Annotated in this window: 21 protein-coding genes, 5 tRNA genes and 1 other RNA gene; 18 read left to right on the top strand and 9 right to left on the bottom strand. The window is 35.9% G+C overall.

The window, feature by feature from the left end; genetic code table 11:
* The first annotated feature begins 176 nt into the window (after nucleotides 1–176).
* The 3 genes from J3U59_RS10870 to J3U59_RS10860 all read left to right on the top strand — a co-directional run bounded on the left by J3U59_RS10870 (nucleotide 177) and on the right by J3U59_RS10860 (nucleotide 4,418).
* The gene (locus J3U59_RS10870) at nucleotides 177–1,496 is read left to right on the top strand and encodes an MFS transporter (RefSeq protein WP_267334311.1); all 1,320 of its coding nucleotides are present in this window, start codon (nucleotides 177–179) and stop codon (nucleotides 1,494–1,496) included.
* Between the two features lie 271 nt (nucleotides 1,497–1,767).
* Nucleotides 1,768–2,802, top strand: a complete 1,035-nt coding sequence (gene adhP / locus J3U59_RS10865) for an alcohol dehydrogenase AdhP (RefSeq protein WP_267334312.1) — start codon at nucleotides 1,768–1,770, stop codon at nucleotides 2,800–2,802.
* Between the two features lie 167 nt (nucleotides 2,803–2,969).
* A complete protein-coding gene (locus J3U59_RS10860; RefSeq protein WP_267334313.1) occupies nucleotides 2,970–4,418 on the top strand; it encodes an APC family permease in 1,449 nt (482 codons plus the stop codon).
* A 125-nt stretch (nucleotides 4,419–4,543) separates the two neighbouring features.
* On the opposite strand, the gene rimL is transcribed toward J3U59_RS10860, so the two are convergent.
* The 4 genes from rimL to J3U59_RS10840 form a co-directional block, all read right to left on the bottom strand.
* Entirely contained in the window at nucleotides 4,544–5,095 is a 552-nt protein-coding gene (gene rimL, locus J3U59_RS10855; protein WP_267334314.1) for a 50S ribosomal protein L7/L12-serine acetyltransferase, read from the bottom strand.
* A gap of 246 nt (nucleotides 5,096–5,341) precedes the next feature.
* Nucleotides 5,342–6,709, bottom strand: a complete 1,368-nt coding sequence (locus tag J3U59_RS10850; RefSeq protein ID WP_267334315.1) for a PTS ascorbate transporter subunit IIC — start codon at nucleotides 6,707–6,709, stop codon at nucleotides 5,342–5,344.
* A 20-nt stretch (nucleotides 6,710–6,729) separates the two neighbouring features.
* Nucleotides 6,730–7,002: a PTS sugar transporter subunit IIB gene (locus tag J3U59_RS10845; RefSeq protein WP_065634032.1), complete on the bottom strand. Its 273-nt coding sequence runs from the start codon at nucleotides 7,000–7,002 to the stop codon at nucleotides 6,730–6,732.
* Nucleotides 7,003–7,031: 29 nt separating this feature from the next.
* Entirely contained in the window at nucleotides 7,032–7,475 is a 444-nt protein-coding gene (locus J3U59_RS10840; RefSeq protein WP_267334316.1) for a PTS sugar transporter subunit IIA, read from the bottom strand.
* A 285-nt stretch (nucleotides 7,476–7,760) separates the two neighbouring features.
* Here J3U59_RS10840 and J3U59_RS10835 point away from each other — a divergent pair, with 285 nt between their 5' ends.
* Entirely contained in the window at nucleotides 7,761–8,792 is a 1,032-nt protein-coding gene (locus J3U59_RS10835; RefSeq protein ID WP_267334317.1) for a LacI family DNA-binding transcriptional regulator, read from the top strand.
* Between the two features lie 20 nt (nucleotides 8,793–8,812).
* On the opposite strand, the gene J3U59_RS10830 is transcribed toward J3U59_RS10835, so the two are convergent.
* The 3 genes from J3U59_RS10830 to tgt form a co-directional block, all read right to left on the bottom strand.
* Nucleotides 8,813–8,937, bottom strand: a non-coding RNA gene (locus J3U59_RS10830) — RtT sRNA.
* A gap of 41 nt (nucleotides 8,938–8,978) precedes the next feature.
* Nucleotides 8,979–9,055: transfer RNA gene (locus tag J3U59_RS10825), tRNA-Pro, on the bottom strand.
* Between the two features lie 73 nt (nucleotides 9,056–9,128).
* Nucleotides 9,129–10,265 carry a tRNA guanosine(34) transglycosylase Tgt gene (tgt, locus tag J3U59_RS10820; protein ID WP_267334318.1) on the bottom strand — a complete coding sequence of 379 codons (1,137 nt, stop codon included), beginning with the start codon at nucleotides 10,263–10,265 and terminating at the stop codon, nucleotides 9,129–9,131.
* 139 nt (nucleotides 10,266–10,404) lie between these two features.
* On the opposite strand from tgt, the gene J3U59_RS10815 reads away from it, so the two are divergent.
* Nucleotides 10,405–11,091: a M48 family metalloprotease gene (locus J3U59_RS10815; RefSeq protein WP_267334319.1), complete on the top strand. Its 687-nt coding sequence runs from the start codon at nucleotides 10,405–10,407 to the stop codon at nucleotides 11,089–11,091.
* An 86-nt stretch (nucleotides 11,092–11,177) separates the two neighbouring features.
* Here J3U59_RS10815 and queA read toward each other — a convergent pair whose 3' ends face one another.
* Nucleotides 11,178–12,215: a tRNA preQ1(34) S-adenosylmethionine ribosyltransferase-isomerase QueA gene (queA, locus tag J3U59_RS10810; protein WP_267334320.1), complete on the bottom strand. Its 1,038-nt coding sequence runs from the start codon at nucleotides 12,213–12,215 to the stop codon at nucleotides 11,178–11,180.
* Between the two features lie 190 nt (nucleotides 12,216–12,405).
* Between queA and J3U59_RS10805 the strand changes: the two genes are divergently transcribed.
* Nucleotides 12,406–13,167 (top strand): M48 family metallopeptidase, encoded by a 762-nt coding sequence (locus tag J3U59_RS10805; protein ID WP_267334321.1) that lies wholly within the window; start codon nucleotides 12,406–12,408, stop codon nucleotides 13,165–13,167.
* Between the two features lie 475 nt (nucleotides 13,168–13,642).
* Here J3U59_RS10805 and J3U59_RS10800 read toward each other — a convergent pair whose 3' ends face one another.
* Entirely contained in the window at nucleotides 13,643–14,857 is a 1,215-nt protein-coding gene (locus J3U59_RS10800; RefSeq protein ID WP_267334322.1) for a pyridoxal phosphate-dependent aminotransferase, read from the bottom strand.
* Nucleotides 14,858–15,002: 145 nt separating this feature from the next.
* Between J3U59_RS10800 and J3U59_RS10795 the strand changes: the two genes are divergently transcribed.
* The 12 genes from J3U59_RS10795 to J3U59_RS10740 form a co-directional block, all read left to right on the top strand.
* Nucleotides 15,003–15,272 carry an ACT domain-containing protein gene (locus J3U59_RS10795; protein WP_065634040.1) on the top strand — a complete coding sequence of 90 codons (270 nt, stop codon included), beginning with the start codon at nucleotides 15,003–15,005 and terminating at the stop codon, nucleotides 15,270–15,272.
* A gap of 36 nt (nucleotides 15,273–15,308) precedes the next feature.
* Nucleotides 15,309–16,664, top strand: coding sequence for a PFL family protein (locus J3U59_RS10790; RefSeq protein WP_065634041.1), 1,356 nt, complete (start codon nucleotides 15,309–15,311; stop codon nucleotides 16,662–16,664).
* A gap of 279 nt (nucleotides 16,665–16,943) precedes the next feature.
* Nucleotides 16,944–17,069, top strand: coding sequence for a hypothetical protein (locus J3U59_RS10785; RefSeq protein ID WP_267334323.1), 126 nt, complete (start codon nucleotides 16,944–16,946; stop codon nucleotides 17,067–17,069).
* A gap of 576 nt (nucleotides 17,070–17,645) precedes the next feature.
* Nucleotides 17,646–18,065 carry a hypothetical protein gene (locus J3U59_RS10780; protein ID WP_267334324.1) on the top strand — a complete coding sequence of 140 codons (420 nt, stop codon included), beginning with the start codon at nucleotides 17,646–17,648 and terminating at the stop codon, nucleotides 18,063–18,065.
* 91 nt (nucleotides 18,066–18,156) lie between these two features.
* Nucleotides 18,157–18,732, top strand: a complete 576-nt coding sequence (locus tag J3U59_RS10775; RefSeq protein WP_267334325.1) for a hypothetical protein — start codon at nucleotides 18,157–18,159, stop codon at nucleotides 18,730–18,732.
* Between the two features lie 111 nt (nucleotides 18,733–18,843).
* Nucleotides 18,844–19,647 carry a tRNA cyclic N6-threonylcarbamoyladenosine(37) synthase TcdA gene (gene tcdA / locus J3U59_RS10770; protein WP_267334326.1) on the top strand — a complete coding sequence of 268 codons (804 nt, stop codon included), beginning with the start codon at nucleotides 18,844–18,846 and terminating at the stop codon, nucleotides 19,645–19,647.
* Nucleotides 19,648–19,936: 289 nt separating this feature from the next.
* Nucleotides 19,937–22,636: a bifunctional acetaldehyde-CoA/alcohol dehydrogenase gene (adhE, locus tag J3U59_RS10765; RefSeq protein ID WP_267334327.1), complete on the top strand. Its 2,700-nt coding sequence runs from the start codon at nucleotides 19,937–19,939 to the stop codon at nucleotides 22,634–22,636.
* A gap of 153 nt (nucleotides 22,637–22,789) precedes the next feature.
* A tRNA-Thr gene (locus J3U59_RS10760) sits at nucleotides 22,790–22,865 on the top strand.
* Between the two features lie 33 nt (nucleotides 22,866–22,898).
* Nucleotides 22,899–22,983: transfer RNA gene (locus J3U59_RS10755), tRNA-Tyr, on the top strand.
* Between the two features lie 56 nt (nucleotides 22,984–23,039).
* Nucleotides 23,040–23,114, top strand: a tRNA-Gly gene (locus J3U59_RS10750).
* 3 nt (nucleotides 23,115–23,117) lie between these two features.
* A tRNA-Thr gene (locus J3U59_RS10745) sits at nucleotides 23,118–23,193 on the top strand.
* Nucleotides 23,194–23,376: 183 nt separating this feature from the next.
* Nucleotides 23,377–23,461, top strand: an 85-nt coding sequence (locus tag J3U59_RS10740) for a GTP-binding protein (RefSeq protein WP_010312103.1), incomplete at its 3' end; no start/stop codon positions are given.

The following is a 23,461-nucleotide window of genomic DNA, read 5'->3' as shown; positions in this document are numbered from 1 at the left end:
GTTTATTATCATCATTTTATCAGGACAATAAAAGAGCAATATGCACAAGTTAGTTTTAAGCGTTATACAATGTAAATTGGCGTATTATTTGATATTTTTCTTCCAAAAAAATTGTGTTGAGGTATATTAGTACACAATAATAGACTATGTGTAAAATATACTTTACAAGGATAATCATGTCATACGCACAAAACGCGACGCCAACTCGAACCTTAAACAATCAAGACTATAAAACTTTGGCTTTATCAGCACTAGGTGGTGCATTAGAGTTTTATGATTTTATTATATTTGTCTTTTTTTCCATTATTATTAGCCATCTTTTTTTTCCGGATGATATGCCAGCATGGTTAAGTCAAGTGCAAACATTTGGGATTTTTGCGGCAGGCTATTTAATTCGTCCATTTGGTGGCATTGTTATGGCACATTTTGGCGATTTATTTGGTCGCAAACGGATGTTTACGTTAAGCATTCTTTTAATGGCATTACCTACACTATTCATTGGTTGTTTACCGACTTATACTAATATTGGCATTTTAGCGCCTATTTTGTTATTAATTATGCGATTGTGCCAAGGTCTTGCTGTGGGCGGGGAGGTGCCTGGTGCTTGGACGTTTGTTGCCGAGCATGTTCCCAATAATAAAATTGGCTTAGCTTGTGGAATATTGACTAGTGGTTTAAGTTTGGGCATTTTACTTGGTTCACTGGTTTCAACTGTAATGAATAAAAGCATTTCACCCGAACAAATGAGTAATTGGGGTTGGCGGATTCCATTTATTATTGGCGGGATATTCGGTTTAATCGCCATGTATTTACGTCGTTGGTTGAAAGAAACGCCAATTTTTCTAGAAATACAAAAACGAAAGCAACAAGAATTAGCAAAAAAAATTCCAGTTATAACAGTATTAACTCAGTATTTACCTCAAACTATTTTATCTATGCTACTTACTTGGGTATTATCGGCAGGTATTATGGTTATTATGTTAATGACCCCAATTTTATTGCAAAAGCAGTTTGGATTTTCCGCTATTGATGCATTGCAAGGTAATATACTCGCTATTATTGGACTAATCATGAGTTGCACTTTTTATGGCATGATGATGGACAGATTTGCTATGGGTAAAGTGTTATTTATTGGCTGTCTTATTGCTGTCACTATAATTTCAATTTTCTATTTTTCATTAGATAACCCGCATCTTTTATTAATCACTTATCCTTTAGCTGGTTTTGGTGTTGGTATTGTTGGCTCGTTTGCTTATTTTATGGTTAAAGTGTTTCCTGCTGAAATTCGTTATAGTGGTGTTTCATTTTCGTTTAATATGGCCTATGCAATTGCCGGAGGATTAACACCTTTATTTATATCGTTCTTTAGCGATTTTGTTAGCAAAATGGCGCCTGCGATTTATGTGGTAGGGCTGTTTGGCTTAGGTGCGTTAATTGGCTTGTATTTATCCATGAAAAATAATAGCCAAAAATATATCGCTAAAGATATTGCTTAATATTCACTTTTCTCAATTTAAAATTAGAGGAACAATAAACACAGTTTTGTTCCTCTTTTTTATCAACTTATCCATTTATCCATCTACTCACGTTAACGGCTTTATTTTATCATTTTTTAATCTAATTTGGCTTGATGGCATTTTTTTATAAAGATTATTTAATAATCCTATTCTTTTGCAAATTTGTGAAATTAATCAAATTTTTAGAAAAAATTTAGTTTAAAATGAAAATCATTACATTTTAAACTTAAAACTTTTCAAGGAGAATATAATGAAAGCTGCTGTTATTAGACAAGAGTGTGATGGGCAAGTTGACATCAAAGATATTTCTCTTCGCCCTTTAGAAGCAGGTGAAGCTTTAGTCGATGTTGAATATTGTGGACTTTGTCATACCGATATTCATGTTGCATCGGGTGATTTTGGTAAAAAACCGGGGCGGGTTATTGGGCATGAGGGTGTGGGGATTGTGACTAAAATTGCACCTGATGTAAAAAGTTTAAAGATAGGCGATCGCGTCAGTATTGCATGGTTTCATGCCGGTTGTGGTACATGTGAATACTGTATTTCGGGTAATGAAACATTTTGTCGCCATGCGCTTAACTCGGGTTATAGTGTCGATGGTGGAATGGCAGAACAATGCATTGTTAAAGCTGATTATGCCGTTAAAGTCCCCGATGGGCTTGATCCTGCTCAAGCCACCAGTGTCACCTGTGCCGGCGTTACCACTTATAAAGGTATTAAAGTTGCAGACACAAAGCCCGGTCAATGGTTAGCCGTGTTTGGCATTGGTGGGTTAGGCACACTTGCTATTGAGTATGGAAAAAAGGTTTTTAATAACAAAGTTGTCGCAATTAGCAATAGTGACAGTCAGTTAGCGTTATGTAAAACATTAGGAGCTGATTTAGTGGTTAATCCGAAAAAGGTTGACGATGTGGGCGCTTATATTAAAGAACATACTGATGGCGGGGTTCATGGTGCGGTGGTGACTTCAGTAACTAAAACAGGCTTTAATCAAGCAATTAATTCTGTGCGTCCATTAGGACGAGTTGTTGCGTTAGGTTTACCTTCCGAAACTATGGACTTAAGCATTCCCAAAACAGTATTAGATGGTATACAAGTATTAGGTTCGCTTGTTGGTACGCGCGAAGATCTGGCGGAAGCATTTCGTTTTAGTGCTGAAGGTAAAGTGGTGCCTATTGTTGAGAAAAGGCCGCTCGAAGATATCAATGAAATGATCGAAGAAATGAAAGCAGGTAAAATTCGCGGTCGTATGGTGGTTGATATGAAAATGAAAAAGAAAAACTAATATTCATTTTACCAATTAATAAAAAAGTTAGTGTTTAGCTAACTTTTTTATAACCTTGATTTTTATGCCTTTCCAATTTTTTAAAATTAATCTTTCTTGTGTTTTATAAATAAATCCCTAATATAAGCCCATTTTGTAGATGTATTTTTATATTCAAGGGAACAGTTATGTCAGAACATAATCTAGAAAGTAAATTAAGAAAAGATCTTGGTTTAGTTTCTGCATTGTCGTTAGTTGTAGGAATGGTATTAGGGGCGGGCGCTTTTATGAAACCACCAGCCGTATTAGCCGTAGCTGGTGATTATAATTATGCGCTGCTAGCTTGGATAATTGGTGGTATTTTTTCTATTTGTGGGGGATTAACGCTGTGTGAATTGGGGGTTATGTTTCCAAAAACAGGTGGCATGCTCGTTTATTTAGAAAAAATCTATGGCCCTAAAATTGCTCATCTTTATGGCTGGATGATAACTGTGTTATTTGCGCCTTCTTTAGTTGGTGCGTTAGTTGGTTATTTTAGTTCAGTTTTTTGTTTGTTATTTAATATAGATGATAGTTATCGTATGGCGGTGAGCGCTGGCGTATTAGGCTTTATTGCATTTATTAATGCAATTGGTGTTAAACAGGCTGGGTATTTACAAACGCTAGCTACAGTTTGTAAATTAATCCCAATATTACTCTTAGCTGTATTTGGATTATGGAAGGGCAATGGTCAAGTTGCCTTATTTGGGGCTAGTGGACAGGGTATTGAAACTTTTGCACCTTTCGCTGTAGCGATTTTGGCGACCTTGTTTGCTTATGATGGATGGGCACAAGTTGCTTCGGTTGCTGGTGAAATTCATAATCCGGCAAAAGTTTTACCTAAAGCAATTATTTTAGGCATCATATTTTTAGTTATTGTTTATGCTTGTATAAATATAGCACTGTTTAAAATTTTTCCAGTTCAAGAAATGGTCACCCTTGGCCATGATGCTTCGGCTGTTGCCTCACAACGAATGTTTGGTCATTTAGGTGGGAATTTAGTGGCAGTAGGCATAATGGTATCAATTTTGGGTGGGATTAATGGGTATATTATGACATTATCTCGTACTATTTTTAGTATGGCTGAACGAGGTACGATTATTGGCGCTCGTTATCTTAGTACACTTGATGAAGCGAGTCGTTCACCAGTTAATGCGATCTCGGTATTAGTGGTGTTTGCCTTTTTATATTCAATCTTGCTTGATGCAGATCGCCTATCCGAGATATCCATGTTTTCAATATGGGTTTTTTATTTGCTGACGTTTATTGGCGTTATTATAGCGCGAAAAAAATATGCAGATATACCGCGTTCTTATAAAGTGATTGCTTATCCGATAGTTCCGATTATGGCGATCATTGGTGCAATTTATGTTATTTATGGCATGTTGGTTTATCAAACGTTTAATGGCATAGCATCAATAGTACTTACTCTACTTGGGTTACCATTATACTATTATTATCATAGCAAGAATAAAAATAGAGAGCTCTCCCTTGGCGAGATGAAAAAATATCGAACAAAAACACAATACCTCATCGCTATAGCAACTGTATTTGTGGTACTGCTGTTAGCAATTTGTGGTTATATCATCAATAAATAATTATTGCATGAGTGCATATTAAACGAACAGGCTATTACTTGATCAACACCGGCAATTGCCGGTTATTTTATTAAAAATGACAATCGTTGAGTTTTCAGTTTTACTGACAGATGTTCATTGTTGTTTTACATATAAGTTGAAATCAGTCCATAAATATTTTGGTCATGATAAATCCCATTTAAGTATTCGGCTTGTTTTAATCTTCCTTCATAACTAAAACCACAACGCTTTGCTACAGCGTTGCTTTTTATATTACTAACAGCACATTTAATAACAAACCGTTTAATAATTTTTTGTGATGCATAGTAGTTGGTAAGCGCTTGGACTGCTTGAGTCATAACACCTTTTCCTTCAGCTCGACTATCAAGCCAATATCCAATATAAGCTGTTTTATTGTTAGCATCGATTTGATTGAAAGACAATATACCGACAGCCCTATCATTTTGTATAATGACATAGGTTTTACTCTGATTTTGTTGATGTTTTAACCAGCACTCTTGTAAAAATTGAGCTGTATCTAACTCGTTTATCACAAATTTAGGCCATGCCATGAATTGGCTAAAATAGTTTCGATTAAAATCAATGACATTATATAGATCTTTAGCATAACTGTTATTAGCAGTTTTTAGTAATATATTGGGATTGACTAAAATACTCTCAGCTTGGCTAGTAGTCATTATTTGTTCCTTATTTCTTATAAATATATTGTCTGTGTCATTATTCTAACCGTCAAACACTCAAGGCAAATATAGCTTATCGATAGTAAAAAAAGCTTATCATGGTGCTTTGTGCATAGCCGAATGTAAGGTAATAATGATTAACTATAAGCGATAAATTATTAGTAAGTCTATAATGCACCCATAAAAAAATACCAGACTATGGTTTAGTCTGGTATAGCTTTTGAATAAAATAAAGCATATTGGTTATGCTTTATCGTTTTTGCTATTTTTAGGTTTTATCGTATAGTTGAAAATAACGAGTAAAGCGAAGATAGCTACAATAATTGCCATTATCACATCTTTATTAAACCATTTTGCCATATTACCGAGGATGATACCGACACCACAAAAATCAACATCAGAAAACGTAGTATTTGAAAAACCAAGTGAACCTAAAACTGGTAATAACATCACAGGTAAGAATGTTACCAATAATCCATTGGCAAATGCACCAAGCATGGCACCACGTCGGCCGCCCATTGCATTACCAAATACTCCAGAGGTTGCCCCACAGAAGAAATGCGGTACAACGCCCGGTAAAATTAATACTAAGTTTAATTGTCCAAGTACAAATAGTCCGACTAATCCACCTAAAAAACTACATAGAAAGCCAATTAATACTGCATTTGGTGCATAAGGAAATACGACAGGGCAGTCTAAAGCGGGTTTAGCATTCGGCACTAATTTTTCAGAAAAACCAGTAAATGCAGGGACAATCTCAGCTAGAATTAAGCGTACACCTTGTAGGATGATAAATACACCTGCGGCAAAAGTAATGGCTTCTATAATGGCATAAACGAGATAGTTATCACCTTTACTTAAAGTCGTTTCAACATAGCTAGAACCAGCAAAGATAGCAAGAATTAAATAGATAATCATCATGGTTAATGAGATTGAAATCGAACTGTCACGTAAAAAACTTAGATTTTTAGGTAGATTCATCTCTTCGGTTGAACGAGATCCTTTACCAACTGCCATTCCAAGCCAACCCGCTAAAACGTAACCTAATGTACCAAAGTGACCAAAAGCGACATCATCATTACCGGTTATTTTACGCATTTGCGGTTGTGCGAGTGCAGGGAAAAAGGCCATAATTAAGCCAAGTACTAATGATCCGGTGAAGACTAATTGCCATCCCTCAAACCCCGCTACCGTTAATATAATACTTATCATGCAAGCCATATAAAAAGTATGGTGACCGGTCAAGAAGATGAATTTTAAACGAGTAAAACGCGCAACGATAATATTGGCAACCATACCAAAGGCCATAATTAACGCTGTTGCTGCACCATACTCGTTAAGTGCCATTGAAACAATAGCTTCATTATTTGGAATAATACCCTGTAATTTAAACGCTTGTTCAAACATCATGCCTAATGGGGTAATAGCACTAATGAGTACGGTTGCCCCACCACTTAATACTAAAAAACCTAAAATGGTCTTAATGGTACCTTTGACGGTGTCAGCAAAGGATTTGCGCTGAGCAATAAGCCCAACCATGGCAATAAGTCCAACTAATATTGAAGGTACTTTTAAAATATCAACAATAAACTTTACTATTTCTTGTATCATAGCAAGTCCTCATAATATCATTAATGTTTAGCGAAATGTTCAACGAGTTTTGCTTCTAAATCGTTGATATCGATAATATTATTTAAAATAACTAATTTGTCCGCTGGAATGCCAGAGCTTGCCGCTAAATCCTTGGTCATGACAAATAAATCTGCTTGATCTGGGGTTGCTGAAGCAAGATCCGCATGGGTAACTTCAGCATCAACATTTAATTTTTTCAGAACTTTTTTGATATTCATTTCAACCATAAAACTACTACCAAGACCTGAACCGCAAACTGCCATAATTTTCATTTTGTTTATCCTTTTATTTTTTATTAAAGTTAATAGTGTTTAACTACAGCCAAAATTTCATCGCGTTGTTGTGCTTGAAAAATTCTCTGCATATCTTTTGATTCGCCAAATAGCGCGGCTAATTGGGTTAACATTTCAATATGACTGGTACTATCACTCGCGGCTAATAAAGTAATTAAATAGACGGGATCATTTTCTTGCGAATTAAAATTAACGCCTTGTTTAACTAATAGCATAGATAGACCTAATTGATTCACCCCTTGCTCTGGTCTAGCATGTGGCATGGCAATACCTGGAGCTAAAACATAGTAAGGTCCAATGGATTGGTGTAGTTGAAAAATAGCTTGGATATAACTAGGTGAAATGGCATTACTTTCTAATAATGGCTTAGCACAAAGTTGTATTGCTTCTTTCCAATCATCAACGGAATCGACAATATTAACTGTCTGGTTAGTTAACCATTTATCTAACATTTTTCCTCCATTAAAATCGATACCTTAAGTATTTTTTTACAAACTAACATATTGGGAAATAATAAAAATTAAAAAATAATAGAAATGTGATAGCGCTATCAAAGTTAATTAAAATTTTATTGATTTTGTGATTTAGATAACATTTTCAACTAAACACTCATAAAATTATCATTCAGACAGATTACTATGTATAGTATTGGGGCTTATGTCCTCTTTTTTGTTAACAAGTATGTTATGAGTCGTGTGTTAAATAACAGCTTTGATAATATTCAATTGGGATAAGAAATGCAGGATATAAAAAAACGTAGGAGTACAGGACAAATAACCTTATTTGATGTAGCTAAACATGCAGGTGTTGGCGCTATGACTGTATCGCGAGCGCTGCGAACACCTGAAAGGGTGTCTGATAAGCTACGCCAAAAAATTCAATTATCTGTTCAGACGCTTGGTTATAAACCCAATGTGGCAGCTAGCTTGCTAGCATCAGCGTCCGATAATCAAGTTATTGCAGTTGTTACTGACCAAATCTATGATAACTCTACACACATTTTACTTAATACCTTACAAATTCAATTAGCCAAACAGGGTTATACCACATTAATCATTGAAGCTTGCCATTACTACCATCGTGAATCACAATTATTAGAAACCTTATATAATCACAATCTTAAAGCGATTGTACTATTTTATATCAACAATGATGCGTTAATTAATCAAGTGATTGATAATAAAGCCGTACCAATTGTTAACATAGGACAACAAATTGATGAATTAGACAATGCCCATATTGGCCTAGATGATAGCCTTGCGATGTATGTATTGACCGAGCACGTTATAAAAAAAGGTTATCGCCATATTGGTTTACTTTGTGCGAATCAACAGTATCAACTATTTCAACAACGTTTACATGGTTGGCATAAAGCCATGCTAGCTTATCATTTACCCACTCATCGCATCATCAATGCGGCTAAACCGGCTAACTTTACTACTGGTAGTGAATTATTACCCGATATGCTACTTAATTGGCCAGAACTTGATGCACTAATTTGTACAACCGATGAATTAGCTTGTGGCGTATTGTATGAGTGCCAACGTCGACACATTCGCGTGCCTTATCAATTAGCAGTAAGTGGATTTGGTAATAATGAATTTAGTCAAGTCAGCTTTCCAACTTTAACAACAGTGGCTTTACCATCAAAGCAAATTGGTCAATACACCGCTGCTATGTTGTTAAATCGATTAAATAAACAGCTAGAGTGTGCAAAACCTGATTTATCAACATTAGTACCGGTGATTCAATCAAGAGCAAGTTTATAAAGTGAAGATCATAAAAAAATTGATCAGTGAGAGAGGATGACTCGCATTTTATGCTCGCCCGTTGGGCCGTTGCTAAAGCAACGTTGTCTCGCTGCGCTCGGCTCGAACCTCCGTCGGTTCTTATCTTTTAAGCTAAAGCGAATAATAAAAAAGCCCACTCAATGAGCAGGCTTTTTTATTTAAAATTGGTCGGCGAGAGAGGATTCGAACCTCCGACCCACTGGTCCCAAACCAGTTGCGCTACCAAGCTGCGCTACTCGCCGTTAGGATGCGCATAATACTTTGCTAACCATAAACTGTCAATAGTTACATTAAAAAATTATGCGCTTTGCTTAATTATATAGAGAAAGGTGCTGGTGTTTTGCCAATACGTTGATAAAATTCGGTAACAAATTCTTCATAACGTTTGTTAGCAACTGCTTCTCGAATCTCTGCCATTAAGCGTTGATAATAGCGTAAATTGTGAATAGTATTTAAACGAGCGCCTAGAATCTCACCACATTTATCTAAATGATGAAGATAAGATTTGGTGTAATTTTTACAGGTGTAACAATCACAATGTGGATCAAGTGGTGTTGTGTCATCTTTATATTTAGCATTACGGATTTTTATCACACCATCAGTCACAAATAGATGACCATTACGGGCATTACGTGTTGGCATGACGCAATCGAACATATCAATACCACGGCGAACGCCTTCAACTAAATCTTCTGGTTTACCCACACCCATTAAATAGCGAGGTTTATCAGCAGGTAATTGTGGACAAGTCCCTTCTAAAATTCGATGCATGTCGGCTTTTGGCTCGCCAACAGCTAATCCGCCAACAGCATACCCATCAAAACCAATTTCGGTTAATCCTTTAATTGAAATGTCTCGTAATTCTTGATGGATGCCACCTTGGACAATACCAAACAAGGCATTTTTATTACCGAGTTCATCAAAGCGTTGACGACTCCGTTTTGCCCAGCGTAAAGACATTTCCATCGATTTTTTGACATAGTCCCACTCTGCTGGAAAAGGGGCACATTCATCAAAGATCATGACAATATCTGAACCAAGATCATATTGGATTTCCATCGAAATTTCTGGCGAAAGAAAAATAGAATCGCCATTAATTGGATTGCGAAAATAGACACCTTCTTCTTTAATTTTACGGATATCACCAAGGCTAAATACTTGAAATCCGCCTGAGTCGGTTAGAATCGGACCTGGCCACTGCATAAAATCATGTAAATCACCATGTTTACGCATAATTGCTTGTCCCGGTCTTAACCATAAATGGAAAGTATTTCCCAATAGGATTTGTGCGCCGGTTGCAGCGACTTCTTCGGGAGTCATACCTTTGACGGTACCATAAGTACCCACCGGCATAAATGCTGGTGTTTCAACTGTATATTCAACGCCACGGCGATCGAACTTCATTCGTCCACGACGCGCTAAGCCGTCGGTATTATCTAATTCAAATTTCATTTTTTTGTTAACCTCTTGCGACCAAATAAACAGTTTGGCGCGAATTATTGATATAATACGTCATTGTATTATGATTTTTCGGCGCCTAGTTTAGCGTGGCTGACCGTATTAGACAATATTTAGAAGGTTTTTGACGTTTGTGAAAAGTTTTTTGTCGTTATTCTGGCTCGTTTATGTATTGCTATTTTGTTTGGTAGGTTGTCAAAGTCACAATAAAAGTACCTTAAAATTAATTTCTGCTGATGTAGCGAGTCGGTTATCGCCTTCTGATATTATGGCAATGAGCCAGCTTGCTTGTATGGAAATGGATGAAAAAGCAGTAATTCCTGCTAGTTATCATAAAATGAGCCAACGATTAAATAGAGTCGCCTCAACATTACCACAAACGATTAATCATATTAAATTAAATTATAAAGTCTATCTTGATACTGAGCCAAATGCATGGTCCACAGCCAATGGTTGTATTCGCATAAATAGTGGTTTAATAAAACTATTAAATGATGCTGAATTACAAGCAGTTATTGCTCATGAACAGGCTCATATTGCTTTACAACATTTTGTTAGTTCGTTTCAACAAGCTTCTTACATCGAACTTGCTGACAAAGTGAATGAAATTGTTATCTTCCAAAAAGAAGCTGTTGCTCAGCAACATGAAATAGACGCAGATAATTATGCTTTTGACTTATTAGTTAACCAAAACATTGATCCTATTGGTTTAGTTGGTATGTTATCTAAAATGCCTATTCATGCTGTAAAAGATCCAGCTTCACATCCTTCAACTTTAAAGCGTATCAATAATATTTTAGATAAGATGAGTGGCAAGTAACTTTGACAACTTGTTTAGTTAAAAAAGACCTGCCTAATTTTGATATTCAATCGGCAATAGGTAAAAGATTGAAATAATTCTAACTGTTATTGTTGATTTTGTTTAGTAATGAACATAGCATCGCCATAACTAAAAAAACGATATTGTTGTTTGACGGCTTCTTGATAAGCATTCATTGTATTTTGATAACCAGCAAACGCAGAAACCAGCATAATTAATGTTGATTCAGGTAAGTGAAAATTAGTAATTAAGCTATCGATAACATTAAAGTGATAACCAGGATAGATAAATATTTGAGTGTCATTAAAAAATGGTGCAATTTTACCGGTTTTTTGTGCCGCGCTTTCCAGTGCTCTAACCGAGGTTGTTCCAACTGCTATGACTTTATTGCCTCTTGCTTTGCATGCTAAAACAGCGTCAACTACTGATTGCGGGACTTGTGCATACTCAGCGTGCATCACATGTGATTCTATATTTTCTACTCTGACGGGTTGGAATGTGCCGGCACCAACATGTAAGGTTACAAAAGCCATCTCAATACCTTTTTGTTTTAATTTTTCTAATAAAGGTTGATCAAAATGCAATCCGGCAGTCGGGGCGGCAACCGCTCCCGGTATTTTACTGTAAACAGTTTGATAAACTTCACGATCATGGCTGTCATCGGGCCTATCTATATAAGGCGGTAATGGGATATGGCCAATTTTATTTAAGATTGCCAGCACATCATCAGGAAATTGTAGTTCAAATAAACTATCGTGCCGAGCGAGCATAATTACATTAACCGATGCATCTTCGCCTAATATTAATTCAGCGCCTTCTTTAGGTGATTTTGATGCTTTTATGTGGGCTAGCGCGCGATGATTATCTAACAATCGTTCAATTAAGATCTCAATTTTACCACCAGAGGCTTTTTTACCATAAACCCGAGCAGGAATTACTCGAGTATTATTAAAAACCAGTAAATCGCCAGGATTGATTTTATCGATAATATCGGAAAAGACGCCATGTTCTATCTGACCTGTTGCACCATCAAGTGATAACAGACGGCATGCACTTCTTGTTTCTGACGGGTGCTTGGCTATAAGTTCTTTGGGAAGAGTGAAGTCAAAATCAGATAATTGCATATTTATATACCTCAAAAAAATGACCCAATAGTCTAAGCTTCCTGATATAGGTAAGCAAGTAATTCTTTTTTCTAGTATAAAACAAGCAATTATTTATTGATTATTACGCAAGTTAGTTTAAAATTTTTGGAATCTAACTAAAAATTAGATAAAAGTTGATTATTAATAATATAAGGAAAGGAAAAAGAGTATGAAGAAACATCAAAAAACATTATTAGTTACGCTACCTTTGGTTGCAGCAATGTCTTTAGTCGGTTGTAACATCAACCCAAATGATGCAGTTAATTTGGGGATGAAAGGTCTTAAAGCGGTAACTTTAAGTGATAATGATGTTAAGCAATTAAGTCAAGAAGCTTGTGCTCAAATGGATGCTCAATCAAAAATTGCACCGGCTAATAGTACTTATACTAAACGACTCAATAAAATTGCTAAAGCGCTTGGTAATAATGTTGAGGGTACACCAGTTAATTATAAAGTTTATTTAACTAAAGATGTTAATGCGTGGGCAATGGCAAATGGTTGTGTGCGTGTATATAGCGGTCTGATGGACTTGATGAACGATAATGAAGTTGAAGGTGTACTCGGTCATGAATTAGGTCACGTTGCTTTAGGTCATAGCAAAAAAGCAATGCAAGTGGCTTATACTACTGAAATTGCTCGTGATGCTGCGGCGGCATCAGGAAACAGTGTAGTTTCATCAATTTCTCAATCACAATTAGGTGATTTAGCTGCAAAAGTTATCAATTCACAATTTTCACAAAAACAAGAAACCGCTGCAGATGACTACTCGTTCGATTTCTTAGTGAAAAGAAAGATTAATCCAGCAGGACTTGCTACTGCATTTGATAAATTAGCTGCTCAAGGTGATAGTTCTTCAATTTTAAGTACACACCCATCGTCAAAAGATCGTGCAGAAAATATTCGTGCAAAACTTGCTGGAATCAAAAAATAAATTTGATTCATTTTTCGATTAAAGCGCTTTTGATAGCGCTTTTTTTATAATACATTGAGTTAAAAACTCAACTTTAGCGTCTTTTTTAACAAAATCTGCTGATAGTGATTATCCTATATCATCATGCTATTTTAGATGTTCTTTTAGCAACTAATTCAAACAATTAGAATGTTAGTCTTCGCGGCAAGCTGATTTATTGGCGTTAGCATAAATTGGCAGTGAATATTGGCATCATTTCTTAAATAATCTTGTTGAGCAAGTATCAGTACAACTGGTGTAACGGGATTTGAGACGATAAGTTTAATTGGTTTAATAACCGTAATAGATAAATTTAGTTAGTGATAATTTGTGTCGATTAAAATTTATTAATAAACGATTTTAAGTTAATTAAATATGATTGTAGTGTTTTTGTTTAACCCCTCTAATTCTCAAGCAGCAAAAAGAGGGGGGAGAATCCTAAAGTAGATAATTTTGTTTATTGTTTATAACTAGATAAGAATTTAGCAAATCGTCCAATAGCATCTTCAAGCTGACCAGTATGAGGTAAAGCCACAATTCTAACATGATCGGGTTTATGCCAGTTAAATCCAGTTCCTTGTACTAACAATACTTTTTCTTGCAATAAAAAGTCTAACACTAATTTTTGATCATTATGGATATTGAATTTTTGTTGATCAAGTTTTGGAAATAAGTATAAAGCGCCTTGTGGTTTAGTACACGAAACACCGGGTATATCATTAAGTAAACGCCATGCCAACATGCACTGGTCATAAAGCCGACCACCCGGAACAATAAATTCATTAATACTTTGGTAGCCGCCAAGCGCACCTTGAATAGCGTGTTGTAATGGTACATTAGCACATAGTCGCATTGAAGCGAGCATATTTAAGCCTTCAATATAGCCTTTTACATGTTGTTTAGGGCCACAAAGTGCCATCCAACCTTGTCTAAAGCCTGCAACACGGTAAGTTTTTGATAAGCCGCTCATGGTGACAACAAATAAATCAGGGGCTAATGCAGCAATAGAATAATGGACTGCATCATCATATAAAATTTTGTCATAAATTTCGTCAGCAAAAATAATCAAATTATTTTGACGGGCAATTTCGGCAATTTCTAGTAATACTTCTTTGCTATAAACCGCACCTGTTGGATTATTTGGATTGATGATAACAATCCCTTTTGTTTTTGGCGTGATTTTTCGTTTGATATCTTCTAAATCGGGTGACCAATTGGCCTCTTCATCGCATAAATAGTGAATGGCATTTCCGCCAGATAGACTAATTGCAGCTGTCCATAATGGGTAATCTGGCATAGGTACTAGCACTTCATCGCCACTATTTAGTAAGGCTTGCATCGATTGTACGATTAATTCTGATACACCATTACCAATATAGATATCCTCAACATCAATATTTGAAACCCCTCTTGCTTGATAATGTTGCATAACTGCTTTACGGGCTGAGTAAAGACCTTTGGAATCACAATATCCTTGCGAAGTTGGTAGATTACGAATTACATCAACAAGGAGTTCATCAGGCGCATTAAAACCAAATGGGGCGGGATTTCCAATATTGAGTTTAAGAATCGTTTGCCCTTCTTCTTCTAGGCGTTTGGCATGATCGAGAATAGGTCCTCTAATATCATAACAAACATGATCCAATTTATTTGATTTTTGAAAATTTACCATAATGCAGCCCTTTCAATTTGTTGTAATCGTCTTTATTATTTCTAAAAAAAACAATCTACTCCTATTTCGATAATTTTTGAAGATGTTATTATAATCAACGCTATAAATATTTTTTAACTGTGTAAAAATTGTGCTGGAGAGTGTTATGAAAACCATTTTAACGGTTATAGGTAAAGATCAAACAGGGATTATTGCAGGTATTAGTCAAAAGCTTTATGAATTGGATATTAATATTTTAGATGTAAGCCAAACTATTATGGATGAATACTTTACCATGATTATGTTGTTAGATTTATCTAAAATCAAAGTGAGCTTTGATGAGGTAAAAACGGCATTAATTCAATCGGGTGAAAAACTGAAAGTTAAAGTCAATATTCAACGTGAAGAAATCTTTGATGCTATGCATCGCCTATAATCTAAATTTGATACTCATTACTGAAGGATAATACTAATGGAAACAAAACAGATCCTCGAAACCATTAAAATGATAGAGGAAGAGAAGCTTGACATCCGCACAATAACCATGGGTATTTCCCTACTAGATTGCATTGATAGTGATGGTGAAAAAGCGCGTCAAAAGATCTTTGAAAAAATTACTCGTCTTGCCAAAAATTTAGTTAAAGTTGGCGATGAGATCACTTCAGAATTTGGTATTCCTATTATCAATAAACGCATCTCTGTTACACCTATATCGTTAATTGCAGGTGCAAGTGACGATAAAGATTATGTTGAGTTTGCAAAAACGCTTGATGCGGCAGCTAAAGCTGTTGGGGTTAACTTTATTGGTGGATTTTCGGCTTTAGTGCAAAAAGGTTACCATAAAGGCGATGAAATTTTAATTAACTCCATTCCGCAAGCATTAGCTCAAACAGAACGTGTATGTTCATCGGTTAATGTGGGCTCAACTCAAACTGGTATCAATATGGATGCAGTTAAGCAGATGGGGCAAATTATCAAACAAGCAGCTAGTTTAACTGCAAATAATAGCAGTATGGCTTGTGCAAAATTAGTGGTTTTTGCTAATGCGGTTGAAGATAACCCATTTATGGCAGGGGCTTTTCATGGCGTTGGTGAGGCTGACTGTGTTATTAATGTTGGCGTCAGTGGCCCAGGTGTGGTTAAACGCGCACTGGAAAAAGTAAAAGGCCAATCTTTTGATGTCGTTGCCGAAACGATTAAAAAAACCGCTTTTAAAATTACCCGCATGGGGCAACTTGTTGGTAAAGAAGCTTCTGAGCGTTTAGGCGTAAAATTTGGGATTGTTGATTTATCATTAGCGCCAACACCGGCTATTGGTGATTCTGTTGCTCATATCTTAGAAGAAATGGGACTGGAAGTTGTTGGTACACATGGCACTACAGCAGCACTCGCTATGCTTAATGATGCTGTTAAAAAAGGCGGTGTTATGGCTTGTGGTCATGTTGGTGGTTTAAGTGGTGCATTTATTCCGGTTTCTGAAGATGCTGGTATGATAGATGCAGTTAATAATGGCGCACTGAATTTAGAAAAACTCGAGGCGATGACGTGTGTTTGTTCGGTAGGACTTGATATGATTGCGATTCCGGGCGATACGCCTGCCGAAACTATTTCGGCAATCATTGCTGATGAGGCTGCAATTGGTGTTATCAACCATAAAACGACCGCTGTCAGAATTATTCCGGCTGTTGGGTTAAAGGTTGGCGATAATATCGAATTTGGTGGTTTACTTGGTCATGCTCCCGTTATGCCGGTTAATAAATATAGTTCATGCGATTTTATTAATCGTGGCGGCCGTATTCCTGCGCCAATTCACTCCTTCAAAAACTAAGCGATTATTTTGTGATGCCTTGTATATCGAAAAAGACAAGGTATCACATAACTTTCTGTCTATTATTTCCATCTGATAATCTAAAACGCGATTTTCTTGTTCTTTTTTTTATGGTTATCCCTATGACGAGCAATCACATGGATACTATTTGGTAACAAATCAATTAGCCTTATTTTTTCTTCTCTAAAATTAACTATATAAAAAATAAGTTGATTTAATTTAGGTGGTAACCAGTAAAGCCTGCGTTTGGCAATTTGCTTTCACAATATGGAGGATAAGATGGCAGATAAATCTAACTACCAACTATTTTTTGAAAATTTCATTGTGTTAGATGAACGCGTCGACAATGCCGATCAATTTTTTGATTTTACGTTTCCTATTTTAAAACTAGAAAGCTATGGGTAAGACTCCTTTTTACTCGCTATTAAGCAACGAGAATCGTTATATTCAACCGTACTACTGACTGAACCTATGTTGTGGCTATGCCACATACCGATATCGAATATGTAATTAAACCTTTTATTTTTTAGCCGGGTTAAAGCGCCGATTGAATGGTGTAAAATGGCAAATAATATCCGTTCAATTGCTCATCATAGGGAGAAAGATTTCTATTTTCAAATTGGTAAAAACAATGATGGCACTCTTGTAGAGAAGTTTTAGGAAATATATGCATTTAAGTATAAAAATAAAGTTAACTAATAAAACGGCTAATTTTACGTTCAATGCTTTCGTTTAGTGATAATGAATAATCAATTGTTTACAGACTCAAAAAGTTTATAATCAGCATAAAGGTATGGTTGTTAAACAAACAAATAGGATGGTGTATATGAAAAGATTTTTAATTATTATTACAGCATGCTTTGTATTAAACATATCATTTAATCAAGTATTAAGTGCACCTCAATCAGATAAAACTTTTATTCTTCGCTCCGATAAAGCATTGCCATCCATTCAAGTATCTGAGCAAAAAATTTTTTCAATGTGAATTTTAATAAAGTAAAAACAGATAAAACAGATAAAACAGAAAAAATACAGCAATCCAATGAAAGTCAGATCGTACTTTATAGTAATGATGTAGATAATGCTCGGATTTTTATTATGTATGAAGTTGTCAATAATGAACAAGATGCGATGACAGTTTTTTTAACGCAATTAAAACTACGAGATAATGAAAATCCGGAAATTAAATCTTACAAAAATGTGAAATATATTGAAGGTATTGATTCCAAAGTAAATGGGCGCTATATCTATACTCAACAATTTGACCAAGCAAAAGGCTTTGTTGTAATAAAGGCTTTAATGTATCATATTGATGCAAAAAATAGTGATTTTTACCAAACAATAAATCCAATTCAAACCACCAAGCTAATAGATGAATTAATCAAATTTTCTAAACCATAACAAAAAAGGGTAGCAAATCAGCAAGTAAGTAAAGTCGTAGTAAAATTTTATTATTTTATTGTGTTTTTACTTAGCTCATGAAGGAAACAAAATGAAAAAAGTTATAATCAGTTTTATATCAATATTATTGTTTGGTTGTGGGACCTTAGAAAGTAATTATCAACCTAGCAATTATGGTCCGATGTTAACGGTAATTAATCAAAAATTACCAACTTATGATTTACCCAAAAAATTAGATTTCCACAATAAAACCTATTATATATATAATCAAAGTCGTGATAGTGGTTCAGGTAATCCTAATGATAAGCGTGCAATTATGTACATGCAAGATCCTAAATCAGCAACCTATTATGAAGATTATTTCATCATTATGGATGATATTGTTGCCAATGCTCAAGATGCTCAAAAACTCTTTAAATTGCAAATCGCAATGCGTTCATCTGATCCGAAAGTCACTCAAGAAGGTAACGTTTATTATGCCGTAGGAACTGATGCAAAAAATGGTATAGGTTATTTAATTGTCAGTACTTATGATGAATCAACCCATCTGGCTCGTAATCGTTTTTATCTCATTCTACTTAATGAAAAAAATGACCATTTAGTAAAATATATGCAAACCCATACTAAACAAATGGTACAAGAGATATTGAAATTAGGACGTAAATAGTTAATTTACCAGTCTAATACTGATAACATCAATGACAAGAATAGCAGCGTTAGTTGCGTTAATCGTTATGCACTGCTAGTATTGCAAAATTTCGATATAACAATGGTGATTATGCGTAACACATTTTCTGATAGTTACTTTCAACGTTTTAGCGGAATTGCGCGGTTATATGGTGAATCTGCATTGGCTTCTTTTGCTCGTGCCCATATCTGTGTGATAGGCATAGGTGGGGTTGGTTCTTGGGTAGCTGAATCACTAGCGCGTAGTGGTGTGGGTCAAATTACATTGATTGATATGGATGATGTTTGTGTCACCAATACCAATCGTCAAATTCATGCCTTAACAACAACTATCGGCAAAGCCAAAACAGCGGTTATGGCTGATAGAATTTTGCAGATCAATCCTGAATGCATTGTTAACGAGATCGATGATTTTATTAATGTTGATAATGTTAGCGACTATTTAGGCAGCAAACAGTTACCACGTTATGATTATATCATTGATGCAATTGATAGTGTCCGTGATAAAGCTGCGGTATTGGCATATTGTAAACGGCAGAAGTTAAAGGTGATCACGATTGGTGGGGCTGGCGGTCAAAAAGATCCTACCCAAATTAGGATCGTTGATTTAGCCAAAACGATTCAAGATCCATTAGCGGCTAAGTTACGCGAACGCTTAAAAAACGATTATAAACTCAATAAAGACAGTAAAGGTAAATATTCAATTCCTTGCGTTTTCTCAACCGAACAACTCACTTATCCAGCTAAAAATGGTCAAATTTGCTTTACCAAAAGTGATGCCGACGGCGCGAAAAAAATGGATTGTGCATCGGGTTTTGGGGCAATTACAACCGTTACAGCAACCTTTGGTTTTGTTGCAGTTAGTTATGTGTTAAATAAATTGTCTAAAATATAACGATACACCCCTCTATATTATTAATATTAAACATTAATTGTTAACTCATGACCATTTTTGTCTAAAAATGGTTTTTTATCAAAAAAATAACCGATATTTGTTGTTATTTATTCTGTTAATCACTTTCATTTTGTCTGCTATATTTATTTTTTGTGCAATATTATTGTATAAAGTAAAAAACTGATTTAGGATAACGACAATTTCGTTTAGTTGTTATGCTGAAGCATTTAAAATTCAAGGAAGAAGCCAAACGATCCAGATTTATTTTTTTAATTTCAAGGAGAAATCTATGGCAGTAACCAACATGAATGAGTTAAATGAGTTAATGGCCCGTGTTAAAAAAGCACAGGAAACTTATTCAACTTATACTCAAGAGCAAGTCGACAAAATCTTCGTCGCAGCCGCGACAGCAGCTGCAGCAGCTAGAATCCCACTAGCCCAACAAGCTGTAGAAGAATCAGGCATGGGAATAGTAGAAGACAAAGTCATTAAAAATTTATTTGCTGCTGAGTACATTCTAAATAAATACCGACATGATAAAACATGTGGTGTTGTTGCAGAAAATGAACCATACGGAACAATAACCTTAGCTGAACCTTTAGGTATTATTTGTGGTATCGTTCCAACAACCAACCCTACTTCTACCGCAATTTTCAAATCTTTAATCAGCTTAAAAACTCGTAACGCCATTGTTTTTTCTCCACATCCTAGAGCTAAAAAATCAACTATTGAAGCTGCTCGAATCGTCTTAAATGCTGCAATTAAAGCTGGTGCACCGAAAGATATTATTGGCTGGATTGATGAACCTTCTATTGAATTATCGAATGCATTAATGCATCACGATGATGTTGCTGCTATTTTGGCAACCGGTGGTCCAGGTATGGTTAAAGCGGCTTACAGCTCAGGTAAACCAGCACTAGGTGTTGGGGCAGGTAATACGCCTGTTATTATTGATGAAACGGCTGATTTAAAACGTGCTGTTGCCTCTGTACTTATGTCTAAAACGTTTGATAACGGCATGATCTGTGCATCTGAACAAGCGATTGTTGTTGTTGATTCTGTGTACGATGAAGTTAAACGTTTATTAACACAATATGGTGCATATGTTTTAAATGCTAAAGAAACTAAAGCCGTTCAAGGCATTATTTTAAATGATAAGGGTGCTTTAAATGCTAACATTGTTGGTCAACCAGCAACCAAGATTGCTGAAATGGCTGGCTTTAAAGCCCCGGCAGGTGCAAAAGTCCTTGTCGGTGAAGTGACTAAAGTTGATTTGTCAGAACCTTTTGCGCATGAAAAACTTTCACCAACATTGGCTATGTTCAAAGCAAAAGATTTTAATGAAGCTGTCGAAAAAGCCGAAAAATTAGTTGAAATGGGTGGTATGGGTCATACCTCTGTTCTTTATACTGATCAAGATAGTAATCGTGAGCGAATTGCTTATTTTGGCAGCAAAATGAAAACGTGTCGTATCTTAATTAACCAACCAGCTGCACATGGTGGTATTGGTGATTTATATAACTTTGATTTAGCGCCATCTTTAACATTGGGTTGTGGTTCTTGGGGTGGTAACTCGGTATCTGAAAATGTTGGACCGAAACACTTACTTAACAAGAAAACCATCGCTAAGAGAGCAGAAAATATGTTATGGCATAAATTACCAAGTTCTATCTATTTTAAACGTGGCTCACTACCTGTTGCTTTAAATGAAATAATTGAGCAAGGAGCAAAACGCGTCTTTTTAGTTACTGATAAATTTTTATTTAATAACGGTTATTCAAAGCAAATTACTGATCAATTAGAAGCACAAGGCGTAATTTGCGAAACCTTCTTTGATGTTGAAGCTGATCCAACCTTAAGTATTGTTCGTAAAGGAACACAATCAATGACAGACTTCCAACCCGATACTGTTATTGCTTTGGGTGGTGGTTCGCCAATGGATGCGGCTAAAATCATGTGGGTACTTTATGAACACCCAGAAACAAAATTTGATGAATTAGCGTTGCGTTTTATGGATATTCGTAAACGTACTTGTCACTTCCCTAACATGGGTAAAAAAGCTAAATTAATCTGTGTAGCAACTACATCGGGTACCGGTTCTGAAGTAACACCATTTGCCGTGGTAACAGATGATGCAACTGGTCAAAAATATCCATTAGCCGATTATGCCATTACGCCTAACATGGCAATTGTTGATGCTAATTTAGTAATGAATATGCCAAAATCACTTTGTGCTGCGGGTGGTTATGATGCAGTAACTCATGCTTTAGAAGCTTATGTGTCTATCATGGCAAGTGAGTTTTCTGATGGTCAAGCATTACAAGCATTAAGTTTGTTAAAAACTTATTTACCTGCAAGTTATAAAGATGGTGCGAAAAACCCTGTTGCGCGTGAAAAAGTGCATAGTGCGGCAACATTAGCGGGTGTCGCTTTTGCTCAAGCATTTTTAGGTGTTTGTCACTCAATGGCGCATAAAATTGGCGCTGCTTTCCATATTCCTCATGGTTTTGCTAATGCAATGCTTATTAGTAATGTAGTGCGATTTAATGCAACCGATAAACCAACTAAACAAGGTACGTTTAGCCAATACGGTTATCCTAAAGCGATAAGTCGTTATGCAGAAATTGCCGACCATTTAGGATTAACATCCGCAAGTGATAAAGATGAGAAGAAAGTTGAAAAACTGATCGCTTGGCTAGATCAACTTAGAATAGAGCTTGATATACCGTTTTCTATTAAAGAATTTGGTGTAGATGAAAAAGCATTTTTAGCGCAAGTTGATCAACTTGCTGTGGATGCCTTTGATGATCAATGTACTGGAGCAAACCCGCGTTATCCTTTAATTGCTGAATTAAAACAAATTCTACTTGATACTTATTATGGACGTCCATATCAAGATAAAGGTGACATCAGCGAGGATGTTGCAATGCATACTGCCGCTAAAGGTGTAGCAGTTGAATCAAAGAAAAAAGTCGCTAAGAAGAAATAATTTAAAATATTATTTTTGATTAAATAAAAACCTGAAATAGCTTAAATTTCAGGTTTTTTTTATGTTTTTGATTTTTTTTTAAGCAAACAAAATAAAATTTGATTTTTTTGCTTGCAAGCTTAAATGTTCTAGTCCATAATGCGCAGCACTTAGGCCGGCTTAGCTCAGTAGGTAGAGCAACTGACTTGTAATCAGTAGGTCGCCAGTTCGATTCCGGCAGCCGGCACCATTTTCCTAAGTAAACAAAATTATAAAGATTCGGGGTGGGGTTCCCGAGCGGCCAAAGGGAGCAGACTGTAAATCTGCCGTGTCACACTTCGAAGGTTCGAATCCTTCCCCCACCACCACATATCTAATATTAGCAATAGCTAATTGAAGCATTTAGGTAGCCGAGTTTGAACATGCGGGCATCGTATAATGGCTATTACCTCAGCCTTCCAAGCTGATGATGCGGGTTCGATTCCCGCTGCCCGCTCCAATTGCTGATATAGCTCAGTTGGTAGAGCGCACCCTTGGTAAGGGTGAGGTCGGCAGTTCAAATCTGCCTATCAGCACCATTCTTGTTAATCTCCTAAACTTCTAAAAATATCGAATTTGACTGCTTTAAAGCTTGTCACTCGATGGCTTTATCTGTTATCATTCAGAGCTAATTTTAAGTTAGTATTATATTGATATTAAATATGATACTTGGTTAATGTGGTGATTCACCACCGATTTGTATTACATTTGAGGGACGATAAATGTCTAAAGAAAAATTTGAACGTACAAAACCCCACGTTAACGTTGGTACAATCGGCCACGTTGACCATGGTAAAACAACTTTAA

Origin of the sequence: Gilliamella sp. B3783, from assembly GCF_026536125.1 — a bacterium.
Classification (GTDB): Bacteria; Pseudomonadota; Gammaproteobacteria; order Enterobacterales; family Orbaceae; genus Gilliamella.
The sequence above is the reverse complement of the archived record's forward strand: the minus strand, read 5'-3'. Positions and strand labels throughout refer to the sequence as shown.

What these genes read in the sequence shown, in the direction of transcription:
- J3U59_RS10870 (WP_267334311.1), top strand. Translation starts at nt 177, where the DNA reads ATGTCATACGCACAAAACGCGACGCCAACTCGAACCTTAAACAATCAA.
- adhP (WP_267334312.1), top strand. Translation starts at nt 1,768, where the DNA reads ATGAAAGCTGCTGTTATTAGACAAGAGTGTGATGGGCAAGTTGACATC.
- J3U59_RS10860 (WP_267334313.1), top strand. Translation starts at nt 2,970, where the DNA reads ATGTCAGAACATAATCTAGAAAGTAAATTAAGAAAAGATCTTGGTTTA.
- rimL (WP_267334314.1), bottom strand. Translation starts at nt 5,095, where the DNA reads ATGACTACTAGCCAAGCTGAGAGTATTTTAGTCAATCCCAATATATTA.
- J3U59_RS10850 (WP_267334315.1), bottom strand. Translation starts at nt 6,709, where the DNA reads ATGATACAAGAAATAGTAAAGTTTATTGTTGATATTTTAAAAGTACCT.
- J3U59_RS10845 (WP_065634032.1), bottom strand. Translation starts at nt 7,002, where the DNA reads ATGAAAATTATGGCAGTTTGCGGTTCAGGTCTTGGTAGTAGTTTTATG.
- J3U59_RS10840 (WP_267334316.1), bottom strand. Translation starts at nt 7,475, where the DNA reads ATGTTAGATAAATGGTTAACTAACCAGACAGTTAATATTGTCGATTCC.
- J3U59_RS10835 (WP_267334317.1), top strand. Translation starts at nt 7,761, where the DNA reads ATGCAGGATATAAAAAAACGTAGGAGTACAGGACAAATAACCTTATTT.
- tgt (WP_267334318.1), bottom strand. Translation starts at nt 10,265, where the DNA reads ATGAAATTTGAATTAGATAATACCGACGGCTTAGCGCGTCGTGGACGA.
- queA (WP_267334320.1), bottom strand. Translation starts at nt 12,215, where the DNA reads ATGCAATTATCTGATTTTGACTTCACTCTTCCCAAAGAACTTATAGCC.
- J3U59_RS10805 (WP_267334321.1), top strand. Translation starts at nt 12,406, where the DNA reads ATGAAGAAACATCAAAAAACATTATTAGTTACGCTACCTTTGGTTGCA.
- J3U59_RS10800 (WP_267334322.1), bottom strand. Translation starts at nt 14,857, where the DNA reads ATGGTAAATTTTCAAAAATCAAATAAATTGGATCATGTTTGTTATGAT.
- J3U59_RS10795 (WP_065634040.1), top strand. Translation starts at nt 15,003, where the DNA reads ATGAAAACCATTTTAACGGTTATAGGTAAAGATCAAACAGGGATTATT.
- J3U59_RS10790 (WP_065634041.1), top strand. Translation starts at nt 15,309, where the DNA reads ATGGAAACAAAACAGATCCTCGAAACCATTAAAATGATAGAGGAAGAG.
- J3U59_RS10785 (WP_267334323.1), top strand. Translation starts at nt 16,944, where the DNA reads ATGGCAGATAAATCTAACTACCAACTATTTTTTGAAAATTTCATTGTG.
- J3U59_RS10775 (WP_267334325.1), top strand. Translation starts at nt 18,157, where the DNA reads ATGAAAAAAGTTATAATCAGTTTTATATCAATATTATTGTTTGGTTGT.
- tcdA (WP_267334326.1), top strand. Translation starts at nt 18,844, where the DNA reads ATGCGTAACACATTTTCTGATAGTTACTTTCAACGTTTTAGCGGAATT.
- adhE (WP_267334327.1), top strand. Translation starts at nt 19,937, where the DNA reads ATGGCAGTAACCAACATGAATGAGTTAAATGAGTTAATGGCCCGTGTT.